The organism is Ottowia sp., assembly GCF_035325765.1.
Lineage (GTDB): Bacteria > Pseudomonadota > Gammaproteobacteria > Burkholderiales > Burkholderiaceae_C > Ottowia.
On record NZ_DAOKZG010000002.1, the window covers coordinates 151,851 to 168,444 of the forward strand.

At 69.0% G+C, this 16,594-nt stretch carries 16 protein-coding genes; 7 read left to right on the forward strand and 9 right to left on the reverse strand.

What is annotated here, in order from left to right; all coding sequences use genetic code 11:
- Nucleotides 1-121: 121 nt before the first annotated feature.
- From tyrS to dtd, 3 genes are all read left to right on the forward strand, one after another.
- Nucleotides 122-1,357 carry a tyrosine--tRNA ligase gene (gene tyrS / locus PKA16_RS01640; protein ID WP_324399731.1) on the forward strand — a complete coding sequence of 412 codons (1,236 nt, stop codon included), beginning with the start codon at nucleotides 122-124 and terminating at the stop codon, nucleotides 1,355-1,357.
- Between the two features lie 66 nt (nucleotides 1,358-1,423).
- Entirely contained in the window at nucleotides 1,424-2,374 is a 951-nt protein-coding gene (locus PKA16_RS01645) for a cation diffusion facilitator family transporter (protein WP_324399733.1), read from the forward strand.
- Nucleotides 2,375-2,390: 16 nt separating this feature from the next.
- On the forward strand, nucleotides 2,391-2,840 hold the full coding sequence (dtd, locus tag PKA16_RS01650) for a D-aminoacyl-tRNA deacylase (protein ID WP_324399735.1): 450 nt from the start codon (nucleotides 2,391-2,393) through the stop codon (nucleotides 2,838-2,840).
- A gap of 34 nt (nucleotides 2,841-2,874) precedes the next feature.
- Here the strand turns inward: dtd and ybeY are convergent, their stop codons facing one another.
- The gene (gene ybeY / locus PKA16_RS01655) at nucleotides 2,875-3,357 is read right to left on the reverse strand and encodes an rRNA maturation RNase YbeY (RefSeq protein WP_324399737.1); all 483 of its coding nucleotides are present in this window, start codon (nucleotides 3,355-3,357) and stop codon (nucleotides 2,875-2,877) included.
- Nucleotides 3,358-3,410: 53 nt separating this feature from the next.
- Here ybeY and ttcA point away from each other — a divergent pair, with 53 nt between their 5' ends.
- Nucleotides 3,411-4,352, forward strand: a complete 942-nt coding sequence (gene ttcA, locus PKA16_RS01660) for a tRNA 2-thiocytidine(32) synthetase TtcA (protein WP_324399739.1) — start codon at nucleotides 3,411-3,413, stop codon at nucleotides 4,350-4,352.
- Nucleotides 4,353-4,370: 18 nt separating this feature from the next.
- The gene (locus PKA16_RS01665; protein WP_324399742.1) at nucleotides 4,371-5,015 is read left to right on the forward strand and encodes a DUF4136 domain-containing protein; all 645 of its coding nucleotides are present in this window, start codon (nucleotides 4,371-4,373) and stop codon (nucleotides 5,013-5,015) included.
- A gap of 220 nt (nucleotides 5,016-5,235) precedes the next feature.
- Here PKA16_RS01665 and PKA16_RS01670 read toward each other — a convergent pair whose 3' ends face one another.
- The gene (locus PKA16_RS01670) at nucleotides 5,236-6,471 is read right to left on the reverse strand and encodes an MFS transporter (protein WP_324399744.1); all 1,236 of its coding nucleotides are present in this window, start codon (nucleotides 6,469-6,471) and stop codon (nucleotides 5,236-5,238) included.
- A 132-nt stretch (nucleotides 6,472-6,603) separates the two neighbouring features.
- Between PKA16_RS01670 and PKA16_RS01675 the strand changes: the two genes are divergently transcribed.
- Together PKA16_RS01675 and PKA16_RS01680 are read left to right on the forward strand one after the other, a co-directional pair.
- On the forward strand, nucleotides 6,604-7,251 hold the full coding sequence (locus PKA16_RS01675; protein ID WP_324399745.1) for a histidine phosphatase family protein: 648 nt from the start codon (nucleotides 6,604-6,606) through the stop codon (nucleotides 7,249-7,251).
- On the forward strand, nucleotides 7,235-8,419 hold the full coding sequence (locus tag PKA16_RS01680) for a DSD1 family PLP-dependent enzyme (protein ID WP_324399748.1): 1,185 nt from the start codon (nucleotides 7,235-7,237) through the stop codon (nucleotides 8,417-8,419). The genes PKA16_RS01675 and PKA16_RS01680 overlap by 17 nt, the downstream gene beginning before the upstream one ends.
- Nucleotides 8,420-8,503: 84 nt before the next feature.
- Here PKA16_RS01680 and PKA16_RS01685 read toward each other — a convergent pair whose 3' ends face one another.
- The 7 genes from PKA16_RS01685 to PKA16_RS01715 form a co-directional block, all read right to left on the reverse strand.
- Nucleotides 8,504-9,295 carry an ABC transporter ATP-binding protein gene (locus PKA16_RS01685; RefSeq protein ID WP_324399750.1) on the reverse strand — a complete coding sequence of 264 codons (792 nt, stop codon included), beginning with the start codon at nucleotides 9,293-9,295 and terminating at the stop codon, nucleotides 8,504-8,506.
- On the reverse strand, nucleotides 9,292-10,554 hold the full coding sequence (locus tag PKA16_RS01690; RefSeq protein ID WP_103045390.1) for an ABC transporter substrate-binding protein: 1,263 nt from the start codon (nucleotides 10,552-10,554) through the stop codon (nucleotides 9,292-9,294). The genes PKA16_RS01685 and PKA16_RS01690 overlap by 4 nt, the downstream gene beginning before the upstream one ends.
- A 46-nt stretch (nucleotides 10,555-10,600) precedes the next feature.
- Nucleotides 10,601-11,674, reverse strand: coding sequence for a branched-chain amino acid ABC transporter permease (locus PKA16_RS01695; protein WP_324399753.1), 1,074 nt, complete (start codon nucleotides 11,672-11,674; stop codon nucleotides 10,601-10,603).
- A gap of 152 nt (nucleotides 11,675-11,826) precedes the next feature.
- Nucleotides 11,827-12,705, reverse strand: coding sequence for a branched-chain amino acid ABC transporter permease (locus PKA16_RS01700; protein ID WP_324399755.1), 879 nt, complete (start codon nucleotides 12,703-12,705; stop codon nucleotides 11,827-11,829).
- Entirely contained in the window at nucleotides 12,702-14,636 is a 1,935-nt protein-coding gene (locus PKA16_RS01705) for an AMP-binding protein (protein WP_324399757.1), read from the reverse strand. Before PKA16_RS01705 ends, PKA16_RS01700 begins: the two co-directional genes overlap by 4 nt.
- Before the next feature lie 237 nt (nucleotides 14,637-14,873).
- Nucleotides 14,874-15,674 (reverse strand): ABC transporter ATP-binding protein, encoded by an 801-nt coding sequence (locus tag PKA16_RS01710; RefSeq protein ID WP_324399759.1) that lies wholly within the window; start codon nucleotides 15,672-15,674, stop codon nucleotides 14,874-14,876.
- A gap of 201 nt (nucleotides 15,675-15,875) precedes the next feature.
- Entirely contained in the window at nucleotides 15,876-16,376 is a 501-nt protein-coding gene (locus PKA16_RS01715; protein ID WP_324399761.1) for an Lrp/AsnC family transcriptional regulator, read from the reverse strand.
- Nucleotides 16,377-16,594 lie beyond the last annotated feature (218 nt).

The following is a 16,594-nucleotide window of genomic DNA, read 5'->3' on the forward strand; positions in this document are numbered from 1 at the left end:
CCAGCCAGCCCCGGTCGCCTGCGGGCTGCTGGGCAAGTCGCTCTTGACGTGCGTTGGCCTCTAGAATCCAGGGCCAGCGGGGAGTATATCGACCCGAAACTCGTTGGACAAGCCAATCCAGATGAATTTTGATACAAAAGTAACAATTGAAGCTGCCTCGGACGCGGTACGCGCAGCCATGGCGATCAGCCTGCGCGGTGTCGACGAGTTGCTGCCGCAAGGCGACTGGCTGGCCAAGCTGAAGAAGTCGGAGGCCACGGGCCAGCCGCTGCGCATCAAGCTCGGCCTGGATCCGACGGCGCCCGATATCCACCTGGGCCACACCGTGGTGCTCAACAAGATGCGCCAGTTGCAGGACCTCGGGCACCAGGTGATCTTCCTGATCGGCGACTTCACCAGCCTGATCGGAGACCCTTCTGGGCGCAACACCACGCGCCCGCCGCTCACGGCGGAGCAGATCCGTGTCAACGCCGAGACCTACTACGCCCAGGCCATGCGCGTGCTGGACGAGCAGCGGACCGAAATCCGTTACAACTCGGAGTGGAGCGATCCCCTGGGGGCGCGCGGCATGATCCAGCTGGCCGCCAAGTACACCGTGGCACGCATGATGGAGCGCGACGACTTCAGCAAGCGCTTCAAGGCTGGCCAGCCGATCTCCATCCACGAGTTCCTGTATCCGCTGATGCAGGGTTACGACTCGGTGGCGCTCAAGGCCGACCTGGAGCTGGGCGGCACCGACCAGAAGTTCAACCTGCTGGTCGGACGGCACCTGCAACAGGAGTACGGCCAGGAGCCCCAGTGCATCCTGACCATGCCGCTGCTCGAGGGCCTGGACGGCGTGGAGAAGATGTCCAAGAGCAAGGGCAACTACGTCGGCATCACCGAGGACGCCAACACCATGTTCGCCAAGGTGCTGTCGATCAGCGACGAGCTGATGTGGCGCTGGTACACCCTGCTGTCGTTCCGCTCGCTGGCCGAGATCGAGCAGCTGCAGGCCGAGGTGGCCGCCGGGCGCAACCCCAGGGACGCCAAGGTGCTGCTGGCGCGCGAGATCACCACGCGCTTTCACAGCGCCGCCGCGGCCGATGCGGCCGAGCGGGACTTCGCCAACCGCAGCCGTGGCGGCGTGCCGGACGAGATTCCCGACGTGCAGCTCACCGGCGCGCCGCTGGGCATCGGCCTGGTGCTCAAGCATTCGGGGCTGGCGCCGTCGACCAGCGAGGCCAACCGCCTGATCGAGGGCGGCGGCGTGCGTGTCGATTCGAGCGTGATCAGTGACAAGGGCCTGAAGCTGGGGGCTGGCCGCTACGTGGTGCAGGTGGGCAAGCGCAAGTTCGCGCGGGTGACCCTGGCATGACGCATCCGGGCGTCGGGGTGCGTTGCCGGCGGTCCGCTCCGATGGCCCGTGCGTTCGCCTGAACCGATGGCCACCGAACGGTACGGCGTCTGGATGACGCCGCGGCGTCTGATGGCGGTCTCGATCGCCGTGGCCCTGTTGACGATTGCGCTGAAGACCGCGGCCTGGTGGGTCACCGGCTCGGTCGGCCTGCTGTCGGACGCGATGGAGTCCTTCGTCAACCTCGCGGCCGCCACCTTCGGCCTGCTGATGGTGACGGTGGCGACGCGGCCCGCCGACGAGGACCACCCGTTTGGCTACCACAAGGCCGAATATTTCTCCTCCGGCTTCGAGGGCGTGCTGATCATCGGTGCGGCCGTGGCCATCGTCTGGGCCACGCTGCCGCGCTTCTGGGCGCCGCAACCGCTGGTGCAGGTGGGCTGGGGCCTGGCCCTGGCGGTGTTCAGCTCGGCGCTGAACGGCGTGCTGGCCTGGGTCATGCTGCGCGTCTCGCGCCGCCACCGCTCGATTGCGCTGGAGGCCGACGCGCGCCACCTGCTGACCGACGTCTGGACTTCGGTCGGTGTGGTCGTCGGCCTGGTGCTGGTCGACTTCACCGGCTGGCTGTGGCTGGACCCCCTGGTGGCCATCGGCGTGGCGCTGAACATCGTGCTGGAAGGGGTGCGTCTGCTGCGACGCTCCTCGCAGGGCCTGCTGGACGCGGCTGCCGAGCCCGAGGTGCAGGGGCAGATCGAAGCCGTGCTGGCGCGCTTCGCCGTGCGCCGCGGCGAGCACCATGTGGTGCTGTTCGACCACGTGCGCACGCGCAAGGCGGGGCAGCGGCGCTTCGTCAGCCTGCACATGCACCTGCCGCCAAGCTGGACCCTGGGGCGCGCCGACGCGCTGCGCGAGGAGGTCGAGCAGGCGCTGCTGGCGGTGGTTCCGGGCCTGCGGGCGAGCATCCAGATGCTGCCCGATGGTGTCGAGCCGATTTCGACCGAGCTCGATGAAGCGGCCGCGCAGGATGCGGTCGACTGATCCCGTTTCCTGTCTCATGCAAGCCCTGATCCAGCGTGTCTCCGAGGCCAGCGTGCGGGTGGGGGGCGAGACCGTGGGTGCGATCGGCCCCGGCCTGCTGGTCCTGCTGTGCGCCGAGCGCGGCGATGGCGAGATGGAGGCCGACCGGCTGCTGGCCAAGCTGCTCAAGCTGCGCATCTTCAGCGATGCGGCCGGCAAGATGAACCACAGCGTGCAGGACGTCGGGGGCGGCCTGCTGATCATCAGCCAATTCACGCTCGCGGCCGACACCTCGGGTGGCAACCGGCCGAGCTTTTCCGCTGCCGCCGAGCCTGCCACGGGGCAGCGGCTCTACGATCACTTCGTCGCGCAGGCGCGCCAGGCCCATCCGCAGGTGGCGACGGGGCGGTTCGGCGCCGACATGCAGGTGGCGCTGGTGAACGACGGGCCGGTGACCATCCCGCTGCGCATCGTGCCGGCCGGCTGATCCGCGCAGCATCAACGCGGCGCGCCGCCGTGGCTCAAGCGTCCGATCCGGTGGCGGCATAGGGATCCGGAAAGCCGAGCTGCGCCAGGATGGCGGTCTCGCGCGCCTCCATGGCCTCGGCTTCGGCCGCGCTGGTCTCGTGGTCCCAGCCCTGGGCGTGCAGGGCACCGTGCACCAGCAGGTGCGCGTAGTGCTGGTCCAGCGGCTTGTGCTGTTCGGCCGCCTCGCGTGCCACCACGGGCGCGCACAGCACCAGGTCGGCCATGACGTGGGGTGCGCCGCTGTAATCGAAGGTGAGCACGTTGGTGGCGTAGTCCTTGCGGCGGTAGTCGCGGTTCAGGGCGCGGCCTTCTTCGGCACCGACCACGCGCACCGTGATCTCGGCCGACGCGACGCCCACGTCCAGGGCATGGCGCAGCCAGCGCTGCACGCGATGCCGGACGAGTGCGGCGCGGTGCACGTCGGCGTCGTCGAGACGGGAGAACTGGAGCGACAGCACAAGCGGCGGCAGGGGCATGGCGTGATCATGCACGAATGCCGCGCGCACTGGCTTCTGGGACAATTTGCGCCATGAACCTCGCCGTTTCCGACTTGCAGACCCTCCACGACGTGCCCGCTCAAGGGGCGCATGGCCGTGCCGGCCGCACGCGCGACGAGCGCGAAATGCTGAAGCTGGAAAAGCGCCTGTGCCGGCAGATGGGGCAGGCGATCGGTGACTACAACATGGTCGAGGCCGGCGACCGCGTCATGGTGTGCCTGTCGGGCGGCAAGGACAGCTACGCCCTGCTCGACATCCTGCTGAAGCTGCAGGCGCGCGCCCCGGTGCGCTTCGAGCTGGTGGCGGTGAACCTGGACCAGAAGCAGCCGGGCTTTCCGGCCGAGGTGCTGCCCAACTACCTGCAGGAGCTCGGCGTCGAGTTCCACATCGAGACGCAGGACACCTACAGCATCGTCAAGGCCAAGATTCCCGAGGGCAAGACCACCTGCAGCCTGTGCTCGCGGCTGCGCCGCGGCATCCTGTACCGGGTCGCGCGCGAACTGGGCTGCAACAAGATCGCGCTCGGCCATCACCGCGACGACATCCTGCAGACCTTCTTCCTGAACCTGTTCTTCGGCGGCAAGCTGAAGGGCATGCCGGCCAAGCTGACCAGCGACAACGGCGAGTTCATCGTGATTCGCCCGCTCGCCTACGTCGACGAGCGCGATCTCGTCGCCTGGGCCGAGCACCGTGCGTTCCCGATCATCCCGTGCAACCTGTGCGGCAGCCAGGAAAACCTGCAGCGCAAGCAGGTGGGCGAGATGCTGCGTGATTGGCAACGGCGCCATCCGGGACGCATCGAGACGATGTTCACGGCCCTGCAGAACGTCGTGCCTTCGCACCTGATGGACGGAACCTTGCACGATTTCCGCAACCTCAAACCCACGGGCGTGGCCGACGTGCTGGGCGACAAGGCGTTTGACGAGGATCATTTCCCGACACCGTTCAGCGTGCGGCGCAGCGCGTCTTCCTGACGAGGTACAAGCATGTGGATGATCCGGATCACCCTGGTTCTGCTGGCCAGCCTGCTCACGGCGTGCGCGAGTGGTCCGCGCATTGTCGCGTCCGACGTGCGCACGGTGGCGGCCCAGGCCCCCGGTGCGTCGGTGCTGGTGGGTGCCCACTATCGTTTCGAGCCGGCCCCGCAGGGCGCCGGCCAGCCACCGGTGGCGCGCGTGCAGGCGCTGGCCGAGACGGCACTCGCGCGGGCCGGGCTGGTGCGTGATGACGCCCAGCCGCGGCTGGCGGTCCAGGTCGCCGGCACGGTGCAGGCCTACTGGGTGAGCGACTGGGGGCCGTATGGCGGCTGGAGCAACCCGCGCCTCGCGCTCGGGCTCGGCTACGGCTGGCGCGGCGGTGGCATCGGCCTGGGCTGGGGCGGGCCGCTCTGGGATCCGACGTTCCCCGCATACGTCACCGAAGCCCATGTGCTGATGCGCGACCTGCAGACCGGTCAGATCGTCTACGACAGCCGGGCGCGCCACGACGGTACCTGGCACAACACCGACGCGGTGCTGGCGGCACTGTTCGTGGCTGCGCTGGAGGGCTATCCCGACCCGCCCGCCGGCCCGCGCCGGATCGACGTGCCGATCAGCCCGGCGCCGGCACAGGCCGCTCCAGCGGCCGATGAGAAATGACGGATGACTTCGCTACGCGCCGATGACGAACCCGTCAGCCTGGAAACGGCAGTTGGACGCGTCCGCCAGCGCCGCTATCGGCATGGCAGGCGAGGCGAGAGTGGTGCTGGCGGGCGTGTAGCGTGCTCACCCATGTGTGGTGAACGGGAGGGAAGCTGCCAACGTCCATGGCCATGCGGGCTTGGAGAAGGCTGCAAGCGGTCAACTGCCGTTTCCAGGGTCACTTGTCATTTGACGGCGGCTGCGGCAACCAGCGGAACGCCAGTGCGCCGATGGCCAGCAGCACGGCGATGCTGCCGAACACCGGGCCGAACGGATCCAGCCCGCGCGCCTGCGCCAGCTGCGCGATGGCGCCGGTGGCCCACTGCATCAGCGCCACGCCCATGAACATGGCCATGGTGAACAGTGCCAGCGCGCGGCCGATCACGGCCGGCTCGTAGGCGTCCTTGACGTCCGGGTATTGCAGCGCCCCATAGCCGGAGACCGCCCCCAGCAGCAGCATCAGGGCGATGTCGAAACCGGCGCCCAGGCCGAGCGCGAGCAGGGCGAAGATCGCGGCCACCGCCAGCGTGAAGCCGGTGAGCCAGGTACGGCGCCGCCCCGGCCCGGGGTCGGCGCGGCCGAACACCGGCAGGCTCACCACCATGACCAGGGTCAGCACGATTGCCAGGTTGCCGGCATCCACCAGGCTCCAGGCGTAGCGTTGCATCATGGCCGGGCCCAGCCAGAGACCGCGCAGCGCCATGAAGGAGGCATAGACCACCAGCCCGAGCGCGATGATGCCGGCCGTGTGCGGCAGTCGAAACAGCGCGCCGAAGGTGCGCACCGCCTCGCCCAGCGACTCGCGGCGCGGCGCGGCGGGCAGGGGCGGCTCGCGAAACCACAGGGCGATCGCCCCCCAGGACAGCAGCGCGCAGCCGCCCAGCACCCAGAACCCCATGCGCCAGGAACTGGCTTCGATCAGCCAGGCCAGCGGCGTGCCGGTGAGCAGCATGCCGATGCTGCCGAAGGCCAGGATGATGCTGGAGACGGCGGCGTAGCGCTGTGGCGCGAAATGGCGCGCGATGTGCACGGTGCAGACCAGGAAGGCCGGCGCGCAGCCGATGCCGATCAGCACCTGTCCGGCCACCAGCATCGGAAAGCCGGTGGCCAGCGCGGACAGGGCGGAGCCCAGCACCATCAGCGGCGACACCACCAGGATGGTGCGGCGCACGCCATGCAGGTCGATGCCGATGCCCATCAGGAGCTGCAGCCCGCCGAAGGCGAAGTGGTAGGCGGCGGCGAACACGCCGAGCTGCTGCGCGCTCAGCGCCAGCTCGGACTGCAGCGGCGGCGCCATGATGGCGGCGATGGTGCGAAACGCCTGGCTCATCAGGAAGCCGGTGGAGAGGACCAGCAACGTGGCCCAGGCGCCCAGCGCCCGGGGGGCTGCGGCACGCACGAGGGGGGATGTCATGGGGAGGGCGGGGGGATGCTCGGGCCGGCCACCAGGCCGGTGCTGGCCCGAGCCTAAACGGTTTCGCGGCGCCACGTGCGTCGCGCGGGCGACCGCTGCCGGGTGCTGGTCGCGCGTGGCATGATCGCGCCCATGCAAGCCACCCGCATCCTGCTCGTGCGCCATGGCGAGACCGACTGGAACCGGGATGCCCGCGTCCAGGGCCATGAGGACATCGCGCTCAACGCCGCCGGCCGGCGCCAGGCGCGCTGCCTGGCCGCGGCGCTGGCCGCGGCCGATCCGATCGACGCCGTGTTCAGCAGCGACCTGGCGCGCGCGCTGGAGACGGCGCGTCCCTGCGCCGAGGCCATCGGCGCGCCGTTGCAGCCCACGCCGGCGCTGCGCGAGCGCCATTTCGGGCTCTACCAGGGTCGTCGCTTCGTCGACGTGCGCGCCGAGCAGCCGGCGCAGGCCGAGCGCTGGCGCCGCCGCGACCCCGACTGGGCGCCGCCGGGCGGCGGCGAATCGCTGCAGCAGTTTCGGGACCGCATCGTGCCGGCCGTGCAGGCGCTGGCGGCGCGGCACCTGGATCGGCACATCGCCGTGTTCACCCACGGCGGGGCGCTCGACGTGCTGTACCGCGCCGCCACCGGCCTGGGCTTGCAGGACGCGCGCACCTGGCAGCTCGGCAATGCGGCCATCAACCGCCTGCTGTGGACGCCCGACGGCGGCTTCGCCCTGGTGGGCTGGGCCGACACGCTTCACCTCGTACAGCACGCGCTGGATGAAACCCTTGCCTGATCTCCGCATTTCGCGCCTGCACGCCCTGGTCGGCCAGGGCGTGGACGCCATCGACACCCCGGCGCTGGTGGTCGACCTCGACGCCGTGAACCGCAACCTGCAGCGCATGACCGGGTTCGCGACCCGGCACGGCGTGCGCCTGCGCCCGCACGCCAAGATGCACAAGAGCGTCGAATTCGCGCGCATGCAGCTGCAGGCAGGCGCCGTCGGCCTGTGCACGCAGACCGTGGCCGAGGCCGAGGCGCTGGCCGCCGGTGGCATCAACGACCTGTTCATCAGCAACGAGGTGGTGTCGGTGGCCAAGCTGCGCCGGGTGGCGGCGCTGGCGCACCAGCTCAAGCTGCGCGGCGGGCAGCTGGCCATCGCGGTCGACAGCGCCGAGGGCATCGAGCGCCTGGCGCAGGCCATGCAGCTCACGCGGGCGGTGATCGACGTCTTCGTCGAAGTCGATATCGGCCAGGGCCGCTGCGGCGTGCCGCCCGGGGCCCCTGTGCTGGAACTGGTGCGACAACTCGCAGCCCGCTCCACCAGCCTGCGCTATGCCGGCCTGCACGCCTACCACGGCGCGGCCCAGCACCTGCGCAGCGTGGCCGAGCGCCAGGCGGCGATCGCGCGCGCGGCGGACGCGCTGCGCGCGACGCGCGAGCTGCTGCAGGCCGCCGGCCTCGCACCATCGCTCATCACCGGAGGCGGTACCGGCACCTTCGGCAACGAGGCCGCCAGCGGGCTGTGGGGCGAGTTGCAGCCGGGCAGCTTCCTGTTCATGGACGGCGACTACCAGCGCAACGAACGCGATCCGATGCAGCCTGCATTCGAGCCGGCACTGTTCGTCAAGTCGCAGGTGATCAGCGTGTCGGCGCAGCATGCGGTGTGCGACGCGGGCCTGAAGGCCTGTGCCGTGGACAGCGGCCTGCCCACGGTGCACGCCCTGGCCGGCCAGCCGGCGCTGGCGACGGAGGGCGGCGGCGACGAACACACCATCCTGCGTCCCGTGGCGGCGAGCGGGGATGCGCCTGGCCTGCCGGCGCTGGGTGACACGGTGTGGCTGATTCCGGGGCACTGCGACCCGACGGTGAACCTGCACGCCCACCTTGTCGCCGTGCGCGGCGGCCTGGCCGCGGGCGAAGTCGAGGCGGTGGTGTCGGTGCAGGCGCGCGGCGTCTGGTGAGCGGGCGCGCCGCGTTCGTTCACGCGCCGCCGGGGACACTCGCCCCTGACCTCTCCCAGGAGGAGAGGGAGCAAGAGGCAGGAGCTATGCCAGCCAGCGTTTGCGCCGGCGATAGTGCTTGACGTTGTGATAGTCCACGCGCTCGCCGCCACCCAGGTAGAACTCCTGGATGTCGGGGTTGCGTTTGAGCTCTTCGGTGGTGCCGCTCATCACGATGTTGCCGTTTTCGATCAGGTAGGCGTGGTCGGCCACGTCCAGCGCGGCGCGGGCGTTCTGCTCGACCAGCAGCACACTGACGCCGTGCTTGCGGTTGATCTCGCGGATGATCGTGAAGATCTCCTTGACCAGCACCGGCGCCAGGCCCAGCGACGGCTCGTCGAGCATGATCAGGCGCGGTTCGGTGATCAGGGCGCGCGCGATCGCCAGCATCTGCTGCTCGCCGCCCGACAGATAGCCGGCCTTGCTTTTGGAGCGCTCGGCCAGGCGCGGGAAGTAGGCGTAGGCCTGCTCGCGCAGCTGGCTGAAACTGCTCTTGGCGCTGCGCCCCGGGTAGGCGGCCAGCAGGTTGTCGTCGGGCGTCAGGTGCTCGAAGATGCGCCGGCCCTCCATCACGTGCACCAGGCCCATGCGCACGCGCTCGGGCGGCGCGAGCTGCCCGATGTCCTGGCCGCGAAACAGCACCTGGCCGCGGCGCACCTCGCCGCGCTCGGGCGCCAGCAGCCCGCTGATGGTCTTGAGCGTCGTAGACTTGCCGGCGCCGTTGGCGCCGAGCAGGGCCACCATCGAGCCCTCCTCGACGGTGAGCGACACGCCCTTGATGGCGAGGAAGACCTTGTCGTAGGCCACCTCGACATTGTTGAGGCTCAGAAAGCTCATTTCTTCTGCGCCTTGGCTTCGTCTTCGCGGATCAGGTCCCAGACCACGTCCTGGTAGGCGTGCTGCCAGTCGCTCTTGGGCGCCCACTGCTTGCCGTCCCATTCCGACACCCGGCCCCAGCCGCCGCCCTGGTGGTCCTTCGCGGTGATCGTGAGCTTGGGCATCAGGCCTTCGGCGTCGAAGTCCTTGAGCAGCTCGAAGCCCTTCTTGAGCTTCTCGCCCGTGAGCGGCTCGCCGAAGTTCTTCAGCGCCAGACGCGCCGCCTCGACCGGAATGGCCATGCTGGCCACGCCGATGTTGTAGCCGCTCCAGCCCACGCGCTTCTTGTCGCCGGTGCCGTTGCCCGGCTCGACGACCTGCTTGACGATGCGCTGCAGGATGGGCGAGCCGGTGCCGGTGTTCACCGCGGTGAAGCGCTTGACGCCGACGACCTCGTTGCCCTTGAACGACTCCATGTCGCTCTCGGACAGCCAGATGACCGAGTGGATGTCCTTGGCCGGAATGCCGTTGCTGACCGCGCCGCGGATCGACACGCCCTGGCCCGGGCCGGCGCCCCAGATGATGACCTTGTTGGGGCGAAAGCGCCGCACGTCCGACCAGGTGGCCGCCTGCTCGGTGCCGGGCACCGGGTAGGGGAAGAGCTTGACCTCGAAGCCCTTGGTCTGCGCCACGCGGTTGAGCAGCTCGATGGGCTCTTTGCCGAACGGCGAGTCGATGTGCACGAAGGCGATCTTCTTGTCCTTGAGCCCGCCTTCGTTCTCGTCGATGTACTTGAGCAGCAGCGCCGCCTGCGAGCGGTAGATGGCGGCCGACGGGAACACGTAGGGGAAGGCCTGGCCGTCGGCGGCGTCGGCGCGGCCGTGGGCAAACGCGATCATCGGCAGCTTGTCCTCGTCCACGCGCGGCATCAGCGCGTTGGCCACCGGCGTGCTCAGGAAGTCGAAGAACAGGGCGCCTGCGGCCTTGGCCTCGTTGTACAGCGCGATGCCGCGCTCGGGGTAGCTGGCGTGGTCCTTGACGATCATCTTGATCGGGTGGCCGTCGATGCCGCCCTCAAGATTGACCAGCTTGATGTAGTCCTGCTGGCCCTGGCTGTATTCGTCGGTCAGAAAGGTGTAGACGCGGGTGAAGTCCAGCAGCGTGGCGAACTGGATGGGCTCCTTGTTCTGCGCGTGTGCCAGCGGGCCGGCAAGGCCGGCCGCGGCCAGGGCGGCGGCAGCCAGGGTGGTGCGAACGAGGGTGCGACGGGTGTGCTTCATGGCGGTGGTCTCCTTGCTGTGGTTGTCGTGGTGAAAATTTCCAGATTCAGCTCTGCGTGTGGCGAAACGGCCAGACGAGGAAGTATTTGCGCATGTTGTCGTAGATCTTGGCCAGGCCCAGCGGCTCGAACAGGAGGAAGCCGATGATCATCGCGCCGTAGAGCATCAGAGGGATGTGCGCCATCAGCGAGGTCGACAGGTTGAGCCAGCCGGCGTCGACCATGGCCGCGATCAGGTTGAGCAGCACGATGGGCGCCAGCAGCACGAAGCCCGCGCCGAGGAAGCCGCCGACCACGCTGCCCAGGCCGCCGACCAGCGCCATGGCCACGAGCTGGATGGTGACGTCGAAGTTGAACTGCGAGGGCGTCACCGCCTGGTAGTAGCAGAACGCCAGGATGGCGCCCGAGACGCCGCCCAGAAAGCTGCTGGTGAAGAAGGCGAGCAGCTTGTACTTGAAGATGTTGACGCCGATCACCGCGGCGGCGAAGTCCTTGTCGCGCACCGCCACCAGCGCGCGACCGTAGCTGGTGCGCTTGATGTTGAGGATGAGCAGCGTGACGACCGCGGTCCACAGCAGCGCCAGGTAGTAGCGCGCGGTGAGCGTGTCCAGCGCGATGAACAGGAAGTTCACCTTGGGCGTTTGCAGCGTCGCCACCGCGCCGCCCGAGATGGCGCTGACGTTGACGATCACCCAGTCGACCAGGAACTGCATGGCGAGCGTCGCCATCACCAGGTACAGGCCCTTGACGCGCAGTGCCGAGGCGCCGAACAGGCAACCGATCAGCGCCGCCATCAGGCCGGCAGCCAGCAGCGCGAGCTCGAAAGGCACGCCCGCCTTGGTCAGGTGGATGCTGGTGTAGGCACCGATTGCCATCACCGCGGCAAAGCCGAAGTGCAGCTGCCCGGCCAGGCCCATCAGCAGGGTGAGGGCCAGCGTGGCGGCGCTGAACACCAGCCAGGGCAGCATGTAGCTCGACAGGTAGAGCTCGGACATGTAGAAGGGCGCGGCCAGCGCCAGCGCCAGCAGCAGGGCGACCTGCCAGCGGTCGGCCGGGATCGGCCAGAGCTGGCGCGTCTGTGCGTAGCGCGTGTGATAGACCCCGGACAACCGATAAAACATCGCTTCACTTCTCCATCGTGCGCCGCATCACCCGCGACGCCTGAAACAGCGCAAATCCGATGGCTGCGGAGCAAGCCAGTCGCCCCGCTCTGCTGGGCCTCGTGCGTCCCCCTTTGGGGGGAAGGAGCGCAGCGGCATGGGGGAGTGCGTCATCAAATCCTCTCGATGTCTTCGCGCCCGAACATGCCGTGCGGCCGGATCAGGATGGTGAGCAGGATCACCAGCGAGGTGACGACGTCGCGCGTGCTGCCGCCGACCAGCGAGTCGACGTAGCCCGGGATCACGCTGCCGAGGATGCCCACCACCAGGCCGCCGAGCAGGGCGCCGACAATCGAGTCGATGCCACCCAGGATGACCACTGCGACGGCCGGGAACAGCAGCGCGGTGAGCGACCAGTCCACCCCCTGCACCGCCCCCCACATGGTGCCGCCGGCGACCGCGCACAGGCCGGCCAGGCCCCAGGAGATGGCGACGGCGTGTTCGACCGAGATGCCGACCGACCAGCTCGAGACGTGGTCGTCCGATACCGCGCGCAGCTTGGTACCCAGGCGCGTGCGGAAGAACAGCAGGGCCAGCGCGATCAGCAGCAGCGCCACCACGCCGCCGATGACGTAGGTGCGGTTGGTGAGGATGTCGCCCATGATCAGGGGCGCCATGCCGATGCCCAGATCCAGGTGCTTCGGCTCGGTGCCGAGGAAGCCCGGGCCGAGGCCGCGCAGGAACACGTCCAGCCCCAGCGTCAGCATCACGATCATGATGATCGGCTGGCCCACCATGGTGCGCAGCAGCACGCGCTCGGTGAGCCAGCCGAAACCGAACATCACGACCAGCGCCAATGCGATCGCACCGTAGATCGGCAGGCCCCAGGAGCCCAGCAGCCACACCACGTAGCCGCCGATCATCACCATCGCTCCGGCGGCGAAGTTGAGCACGCCCGAGGACTTGTAGATCAGCACCACCCCCAGCGCGACCAGGCTGTACATCAGTCCGGTGAGGGCGCCGTTGATCAGCAGTTCGAGGAAATAGCTCATGCGGCGGCCCCCGTGGCTGCACCGACGTCGCGAATCGCCAGTTCGCGCCGCAGCACGCCCGACTCGCCGGTCTCGTAGGTGATCTGCGCCACCGACTCGACCGAGGCCTGGCCAGCGTAGATGGCGTCGATGATGTCCTTGTAGTGCTCGTCGATGACGCCGCGGCGGAGCTTGCGCGTGCGCGTGACCTCGCCGTCGTCGGGGTCGAACTCCTTGTGCAGGTTGACGAAGCGGTGGATGCGCGTGGCCTCGGGCAGCTTGGCGTTGACGGCACGCATCAGGCCCTCGATCAGGTCGTACACCAGCGGCTGCTGCGACAGGTCGGCAAACGAGGTGTAGGCGATGCCGCGCTCCTGCGCCCAGTGGCCCACTGCCTCCCAGTCGATCGCCACCAGCGCGGCCAGCCAGTCGCGTCCGTCGCCGAGCACGCAGACGTCCTTGATGTGGGGGCTGAACTTGAGCTGGTTCTCGATGAAGGTGGGGATGTAGCGCTCGCCGCCGCGCGTGTGCACCAGCTCCGAGACGCGCCCCAGCACCACGAGCTGGCCGTCGTCCTCCAGGTGGCCGGCGTCGCCAGTGTGCAGCCAGCCGTCCTGCAGCGCCTCGGCCGTGGCAGCGGGGTCGTTGAAGTAGCCCTCGAACACGTTGCCGCCGCGCACCAGGATCTCGCCGCTCTCGCTGATGCGCAGCTCCATGCCGGGGAAGGGCTTGCCGACCGTGTGCAGCTTGACGGTGCCCACGTCCTGCGCCGCGCACAGGGCCGAGTTCTCGGTCTGGCCGTAGAACTGGCGCAGCGGCAGGCCGAGCGCGCGGAAGAACAGGAAGATCTCCTCGCCGATCGCCTCGCCGGCCGTGTAGGCGTGGCGTGCGCGCGCCAGGCCGAGCTGGTCGCGGATGGGCCCGTAGATCAGCAGCTCGCCGATGGCGCGCCACAGGCGCTGGCCGGCGCTGGGCTCCTGGCCCGCCAGGTGGCGACGTTCGAGCTCCACGGCAAACGGCATGAAGCGCTCGTACAGCCAGCGCTTCAGGCGCGTCGACTCGGCAATGCCGACCTGCACCCGCGTCAGCATGGTCGACCAGGCGCGTGGCGAGGTGAAGTAGACCGTGGGCGCGATTTCGCGCAGGTCGCGCTGCACCGTCTCCTGCTTCTCCGGGATGTTGGCCGAGAAGCGCAGCGCCAGCGCCGCCGCGATGGTGAAGATGAAGTCGCCGACCCAGGCAATCGGCATGTAGGCCATGTGCGTCTCGCCCTCGCCGAAGTAGCCGGCCTGGGCCGCGCTGCGCACGGCGAACAGCACGTGGCGGTGCTTCAGCGGGATCCCCTTGGGCGCGCCGGTGGTGCCCGAGGAGTGCAGCAGCACGGCGTCGTCGCTGGCGCGCGGACGCGCCAGCAGATCGTCCTGCAGGCCGGGCTCGCGGCGCAGGCGTTCGGCGCCGCGTTGCACTAGGTCGGTGAAGGCCAGCACATGGGCGGGCGCGCTGCCCTCCAGGCCGCGCGGGTCGTCGTAGACGATGCTCTGCAGGCCGTCGTAGCGATCCGCCAGGCCGAGCAGCTTGTCGACCTGCTCCTGGTCCTCGGCAATGGCAAAGCGCACGCCCTCGCGCTGGATCTGGCCCAGCAGCTGCTCGGGCGTGAAATCGGAATAGGCGGGCGAGGGCACGGCGCGCAGCGCGATCGCGCCGAGCATCGCGAAGTACAGCGCCGGCCGGTTGTCGCCCACCACCAGCACCTTGTCGCCGGGCGCTACGCCCAGCGCCTCGAGGCCGGCGGCCGCCGCCAGCACCTGGTCGAGGTAGGCCTGCCAGGTGATCTCCTGCCAGATGCCGCGGTCGCGCTCGCGCATCGCCACCTCGCTGCCGTGCGCGCGCGCGTTGGCCGCCAACACGGCGATCAGGTGGTCGCCTTCGTCGTGCGCTGCAGCCTTCTGCATCTCGGTCATCCCTGATGCAGTGCGCCATCCACGGCGCACGCGAGAGCTCTGTTCCAGTGGCCGCGGAGCAGGCCAGGCGCAGGCACCCGTGACCGGTGTTCCCCCGGACACTGGGTGCGTCCCCCTTCCAGGGGGCTGAGGCCCGCGGCTCCAGACCTGCCAGCGCAGGTCCGGACGGGCCGAGGAGGCGCCGCCTCTGGCGGCGAGCACGTGGAGCGCAGCGACATGGGGGGTGCGTCAGTCATCATCGGGCGCCCCTCCGATGTAGGCGGCGATCACGTCGGGGTGGTTCACCGCTTCCAGCACCGGCCCCTCGGCCAGCATGCGGCCGTTGTTGAGCACCAGCGCGCGGTCGCAGATGCCGGTGATGACGTCCATGTGGTGCTCGATCAGCAGGATCGTCAGGTCGAGCGCTTCCTTGGCGTCGAGGATGAAGCGGACGATGTATTCCTTCTCCTCCTGGTTCATGCCGGCCATGGGTTCGTCCAGGATCAGCATGCGCGGCTCGGCGGCCAGCGCGCGCGCCAGCTCGACGCGCTTCTGCAGGCCCAGCGGGATCACCTCCACCGGCTCGTCGCGCACGCTCTCGAGCTGCAGCAGGTCGATGATCTCCTCGACCTTCAGGCGGTGCGCGATCTCCTCGCGCTCGGCCCACCACCAGTAAAACAGGGATGCCAGCGCGCTCGGGCGCATGAAGATGTGGCGCCCGAGCAGGATGTTGTCGAGCACGCTCATGCCCTTGAACAGGGCCACGTTCTGGAAGGTGCGCGCGATGCCGCGCAGCGCGATGCGGTCCGGGCGCACGCCCGTGAGCGGTTGGCCCTCGAAGCGGATGCTGCCCTTCTGCGGCGGGTAGAAGCCGGTGATGGCATTGACCAGCGTGGTCTTGCCCGAGCCGTTGGGACCGACCAGGCCGTAGATCTGGCCCTTGCGGATGTCGAGCGACACGTCGGCCACCGCATGCACGCCGCCAAACCAGCGACTGACATGCTCGCAGCTCAGGATGGATTCGCGCTCGGTGGGCGCAGCAGTGGGCAAGCGGCGGTCCTCTCGTCGTCCTGGTGGCTCCCTGGCGGGAGGATGGGGCGTCGGGTCGATAGTGTAGCGCAGGTGCGGCTGCGTGGCATCTGGATTTGAGCACTCCGGAGTCCCGGAAAACCCGAACAAATGACGTCCCAACGACAAAGAAAGGCCGCATTGCAGCCGCGTCGGCCGGCCGCGCGCCTCCGGGCCGCTGCGTCAGGGCGGCGGCGCCCGGCGCGCGGGCAGGTCCAGCGGCAAGCCGGGATCGAAGCGGGCGCAGCGCGTGGCAAAGAACACGCGCACGTTGCGCACGTTGGCGTCCTGGGTGAACAGGCGCTCGGCCAGTTGCTGGTAGGCCGGCATGTCACGCACACGCAGCACCAGCATGAAGTCGGGCCCCGGCGCCACGCGCCAGCACTGGCGCACGGCCGCGTCCTGCACCGCGCGACGCTCGAAGGCATCCAGGTGCTCGGCGCCCTGGCGGTCCAGCGCGACCTCGGCCAGCGCCGTCAGGCCATGTCCCTGGATGGCGGCCAGCCGATCCTCGTCGAGCAGTGCCACCGTGCGCCGGATCAACCCCGCTTCGCGCAGGCGGCGCACGCGGCGCAGCGCGGTCGGCGCCGAGACGCCGGCGCGCTCGGCCAGCGCCTGGTTGCTGACGCCGGCATCGATTTGCAGCAGATCGAGCAGTCGCCAGTCTATTTCGTCAAATTCCATATGTGTGAATATCTAGAAATAATATTTTGACAATCAAGTTTGGTGAAATTATTCATCAAAATCGTCACGAATTCGACTCCAAATGTCTCGTCACCCTGCGTACCATCGCAGCGATCGACAACCAGGGAGGACATCACCATGTGCGGCATCGTCGGCGCGGTTGCCACGCGCAACATCGTTCCCATCCTCGTGCAGGGCCTGCAGCGGCTGGAATACCG